The following is a 5,653-nucleotide window of genomic DNA, read 5'->3' on the forward strand; positions in this document are numbered from 1 at the left end:
ATCGTCGTCGAACCGAAGGCGAACGCCGTGCCGTCGACGTCGGTGTCGGACTGCACCCCGGCGGTCTCGTCGTGGCGCACCGATGCCGTGCTCGCGACCGCGGTGATCGACGGCCCGTCATCGTCGAACTGGAGTTGCGTGCCGGCAAACTCGCTCGCGCCCGTGCTGCTCAAGATCGTGAATCCGCCGATGTCGAGGGTGATGTTCGAACCCGGCCCCTTCGTCGGTTGAACGTTTTCGATCAGCACCCGAGTGTGGGCGCTGGTGGTGGTGTAGGAGACGACATCCCCGTTCTTGACACCCGAGATGACCGCCGTATCGCCGCTGAGATTTGCAGCGACCACAGCGCCATTGATCTTGACCTCTGTGATGTTGACCGTGACGTCATCAGCAAATCCCTCGACAAAACCTGTACCTGTTTCGCCCGCGGCGCCGTTTGGATCATTGAAGGCGGTAATCTTGACTGTGACTGTGTTACCGGTCGGGTTGACCTGAGCGACCGTGAACGAGGCCGCGGTGACGCCTGAGGTATAGCCGCTAAACTGGATGTTGCTTTCGTGGTCGGCCTCCGTTGAGTCGAGACCTTGGGGCGGGTGCGGATCTTGTTGTGGGGCTACCGTGAAATCTTCGGCCGGATTGTCGACGAAAGTGAAACTTAGGCCATTGCCCGGCCCGAGATGCTGGCCGTTCACTCCAACAGTCGCGTGGGGTCCGGCCTGGCTGCTGCTGACTGTGTCGCCAGTATGGTCATTGTCCTCGGTGTTCGGGTCGGGGGCACGCCCGGTCACCACGATGCCCGAGGTGCTGACGCCCGCGGGATTGTTGCCGAACATCATGAACTCGTTGGCGCCCGATGGCGCATTGTCGAAGGAGAAGGTCGTTTGCTGGGTTGCCGCGACCTTGAGCTTATTGTCGAGATTGACAGTGAAATCGAAATCGTTGGTAGTGTCCGGGTGCTTCAGCGGCTCGAAGAGTGCGATCCAGAACTTGCCGCCAGTGATTAGGGAATTGGTCGTGGTCTCTTCGACGTAGATCGCAAATACGATGGCGCCGCTCGGATCCGCCACCCCTCCGACGGTGCCCTCCCGGCCGAGGACGACGTTGTCGTTGTTGGGGTCGGCGTAGAGGAAGATCTCTCTGCCCTCGAGGGTGAAAAGCCCGCTGGCGTCCCCGTTGAGCGCACCGTTGGTCGGATCGACGAAGCCGAGGCCATTGACGGTAAAGCCAGAGTCAGGCGTGACGGACAGATCATCGCCCCCTCCGCCAGCGACCTGAATCGCATTCGCGAGGTTGGCTCCCGCGTTGCTGAACGCTGTCGAGACATTCGACGGCACGTCGACTAGCGCGATATCGCTATCCTGCGGGCTAGCCGTTTCGTCGATTTTCGTGCTTCCGAAAACATTGATGGTCAGTGCCATTGCGATTCTCCCTGGTTTCAATGCGGCTGGCGCTGTAATCGGCCCAACGCCCGGCAACCGGCCGCACGGACGCACATCCGCCGGCCGGAGCCGGCGCTGCGCGCCATCGTTAAAAGGAAACTGGAGTTCTGGATTGACTCACGGGGTAGAGGGTGTGGGAGGGGCCGTCGCTACGCCTCCATCCATGCCCCGTCAGGCAATTCTGGGCGGATGCGTCCTATGCGCATCGGTGACCCACCAACGGCGGGCACCAAGGATCGACAATGAGGGCATACTCAACCCCGCCCCTCTTCAACAGGCATTGACTGCCTGTACGCCTCCCGCTCAAAAACATGAGCACGAAAACTTTACGCTTATTTGTGGAAAGTTCAAATCGGACTGTTGCCTTTTAACAAAAGGTGTGAATCAGGAAATGGTCCCTTCATGCAGGGGACTTTTGTCCCTCTCCCTCGAACCATTTGAAATCAAACGAGAATACAGCCAATCAAATCAAGGGGTTTGATTGTGACACCTGCATTGGCAATGAAATAGGTCTAATGCAGACGAAAATCGCCAGCAGGGTTCATAGGTTTGGCGTGTGCAATCGTGTGCACGCGGGCGGCGGCTCTATGGCTCGCTAGAGGGACTGGACAGTTCATTGTCGACCTTATTGGCCCAGTCGATGGGCAACTCGCGGTGAGGCATCGCCTGGGTTGAAGTTTCCGCGCCTCGCCTCATCCCAAATTGCGGGTGCATGTTCGACTCATGGCAAGCGCCCCAGACGAAAACCTTGGCGCTCTTGATCCATGATACTTGCCCGGTGGCGTAGGCCTCTTGAAGCGCGCCAGGACGATCGGAGCCATTGGGTAACACCGCGCCAGCTCGGCGGCGCGGGCGCCCAAGGCTGGCAAGAATTCAGCGTCGACCAGTATGAGGCAGACGGGCTGCAGGAATATCGCGCAGCGGCTTCCATGCTCGCGGCCTGCTCCACGAGGGAAATTGCCTCTCGATTGCGTCCACTATGGCCGCCCCTTTTTTGCAGAACTTGGCGCACACAACCTTGTCGGGCCGCTTGCGCAGACTTCCTTGACCCGGGTGTGAGGCGGCCCGGCGCCTGTGGCGCGTTGGGGTTAGCGGCGCCGGGCCTGACCGCAAGGGTCCTCTAATTCTGCGCGCCGGCGACTTAGCGATATATGCCGTTGATTATCGAAGAGGAATTCTTCCACACGAATAACAAAGAAGTATAAGGCGCAGGATGGTTGGCGCCCGGCGGCACTCCTGACTAGAACGGCCGTTGGACCTGCAAGCCGGCCAGGCAGCGACAAACTGGAGGACGTCGTTCAAGCCACGTGTCACATGGCGCGCGGAGCGACCTCCAAGACCTTGCCTAAGCCTGTGCGAGGCACGGAGAGGCGGCCGTACTTTGTAGAAGTCGCGACTTGGCGCCCTGTTCCCGGATGAGCCGGGAGCATTGGATGAGCGCTCAGTCCTTCACATAGTCGCCATCAAATCCCACAAACTTTGTCAGGCCCGCAGCATCGAGCAGGCGGACATGACCCTGGCGGAATTCGAGGAACTTGCGCTCGCGGAGTTCCCGCAACATTCGATTTACATGGATCGGGGTAAGGCCAAGGGCGTCAGCGAGATCGTATTGCGTGAGGGGGCAATCAAAGCCGTTGCGGTCAACGGCGCCAACACGCCGCAGACGCCCCGTCAATTCAAGCAGCAAATGCGCCGTTCGCTCCAAGGCGGTACGCCGTCCTACATTGGCGAGGTGCTGAGCTATCACAGCACCGTTGCGCACCAGAGCGTCCATGATGAACGAGAACAGATGAGGCGATTTCATAGCGGCCAGCGTGAGTGTCTTGGTAGGCGCCACCAACAACGACAGTTCGGTCAGGCTCGCGAACGTTTCGACGGTGCCGCCTCCATATGATTGAGGCAGAACCACATCACCCGTTAAGGCAAAATCTAAAATTTGCCGCTGTCCCCCAGGTAGCTCGTGGGAAATGCAGCCCCACCCTGACTCAACGATGTATATACGATCGTTGCTGTCGCCCTGGCTGAAGATTACCGCGTCGGCTGGATATCGCTTGGAAGCCAGCCCGAGCGTCTTCATCAACGCGGCGTCGTCATCGTTAAGCCCAACGAATGACGAACGGTGCTCGTCCCCTTTCGAAAAAGAACGTGAAGCAAACGTCATCCGTACCCCTCGCCCTCAGCTGCGTGTATACCTCCCTCAACCTCATCATGTATATGAAATTTCACGTGATTAGCAACCTTTTTGAAGTCCGGAACGGGAAGGCATTGTGACATCAAACCGAGGGCTAACCTGGCTCAAAACCGGTTATGGTCCGGTTGATATCCCGCGAGGTCGGGTATCATCTATGACTTACTTCTCTTAAAGTTCTCTCTCATTGACTCAACTATCTCACTGGCAACCAGACAGCTCCGGTTGTCCGCCTGGTCGGCAGCATTGCGCAAAGTCAGCGACGCGTCCCTCAGCAGCCCCCTGATTTCCGCCGGCGACAACACTTCCGAGGCCTCGAGTTCCAAAAGGACCGATTCACTCACATGCAGCGCAGCGAGCGCGACCGCCCGCGGCCTTGTTGCCAGCAACTTCAGGAGATCGCCACTACGCCTGGCTCTCGATTTCTTCTTTGCCATCGTCGTCTTAACTACCCGGACAAAAACCTTCTTATTTCCAACATCTTGACGAGTGTGCGCAGTCCAAGAGACTGAGGGTTAGACCCTTCTCTTTAAGGTGTAGCCATTGGTGACGGTAACCCAGTTTGCAGCAGTGACCCAGAGGCAAGGGGATACTGAATTAGCGGTAGCTGGTGTTCTTCGGCATCACCAATGAAGACGTCCCGCCAGGATCCGCCGCCGTCGCGAAGCGAGGCTCAGTCGCTTCTTCAGCCGTAGACCTGCTTCGATGAGGGGCTGTCCTTTTTCTGGGAAGGCAGCGGAAACGGTTCGACCTGTCCCTCGGTCTTGTCGAGATACTGCGTCAGCGCCGTCACCAGATGGTAGAAGATGCTGGCTGGGACCTCAGTCGCAAGCGACCGACCGCGCTCGTCGATCCTGTCCACCCACAGGCCAAGCGGTGCGGGATCGATATGCCATCTGAAAAGGCGCGCGACACGGGCTTCGATTTCGGGTTTCAGATCAGGCCCACCAATATTGTCCAGCGCGATCGCCGCCTTGACAGCCTCGCATTGCGGCCAACTGCGCGAGAGTCTGTCGAGAGGCATCCCTTGTCGCGACACGGCCGCATATGCCAGCCCTGTGGCTCGATTCAATCCGCTGGCAACTGCTGAGGAATAGAGTTTCCTGGCGTAAGCAGCCAAATCCTTTTGTCCGCTGGCCCGCGCGAAGTCCGCGAGCAGGGAGGCCCATTCGAAATGATGCCCCGGTTCGGTCCATTGCCCTTTGTCTCCGGGCAACGGCAGCCAGTCGGCGTCAAAATATTCGCCAAGCGTCCAACTTTCCTGATCGAAAAAATGACACCGGAAGAGATCGATCACGCGAGCCGCTCGACGAAGATATGTGCGGTCGCCGGTTGCGTCATGCCAGGCAAGGAACGATTCGAGCATGTGCATGTGCGGGTTCGAGGACCGGACGCCGTTCCAGCCGGGTGTCTCCAGGAAGCCATTCAGGCTGCCATCCTCAAGGTGGGAATCGATAAAATGAAATGTCTCCTGCGCGAGCTGCAAAGCCGTCTGGTGACCGCATCTATAGGCGTGGGCAAGGGCAAGAAGCACGCAGGAATGGTCGTAGGCATCCTCCATCGGATCGGCCACGCTTCCATTGGAATTGAGGGTGCGCACCCAGCCGCCTCGATCGGTCCGGCCGTATTTTGCGATGAAGTCAATTCCGTGATCGATGAGCTTGTCGGCAGGGCCAGTCCAGCCGCGTTCCTTGGCTACCGCGAAGGCATAGATCTGGCGGGCCATCGTCCGCATCCGCTTGGGCTTGCCCAATGGCCTCGCATCGAAACCGAGCGCTTCGTGAAAGCCTCCATGAACTGTGTCGACCCCCGCGGTCGACCATAGCGGAAGAGTCTCGTTGAAAAGCCAGTGCTCGACGCGCTTGCGCCATGATCCGCTGACAATGACCCGGTCTTCCGATGCCGTGAACTTCGTCTCTAATCGCCCGCTTTTCTCGAGTTGTTCCACGACTTTCTTCACATTCTGGCTGTGGCTGACCGGGGCGACGAATATCGCGTCCGGCGTTGCAACCACCGCCACATCCTT

General features: G+C 58.6%; 3 protein-coding genes. All 3 read right to left on the reverse strand.

All coding sequences use genetic code 11. The features are described 5' to 3' along the window. Nucleotides 1–1,418, reverse strand: a 1,418-nt coding sequence (locus EOA24_RS25485; RefSeq protein WP_210213601.1) for a hypothetical protein, incomplete at its 3' end; no start/stop codon positions are given. 1,462 nt (nt 1,419–2,880) lie between these two features. Next, nucleotides 2,881–3,600 carry a Crp/Fnr family transcriptional regulator gene (locus EOA24_RS25490; protein WP_126082686.1) on the reverse strand — a complete coding sequence of 240 codons (720 nt, stop codon included), beginning with the start codon at nt 3,598–3,600 and terminating at the stop codon, nt 2,881–2,883. 712 nt (nt 3,601–4,312) lie between these two features. After that, a partial coding sequence (locus EOA24_RS25495; RefSeq protein ID WP_189354210.1) for an AGE family epimerase/isomerase occupies nt 4,313–5,653 on the reverse strand: 1,341 nt, incomplete at its 5' end.

Origin of the sequence: Mesorhizobium sp. M2A.F.Ca.ET.039.01.1.1, from assembly GCF_003998035.1 — a bacterium.
Classification (GTDB): Bacteria; Pseudomonadota; Alphaproteobacteria; order Rhizobiales; family Rhizobiaceae; genus Mesorhizobium.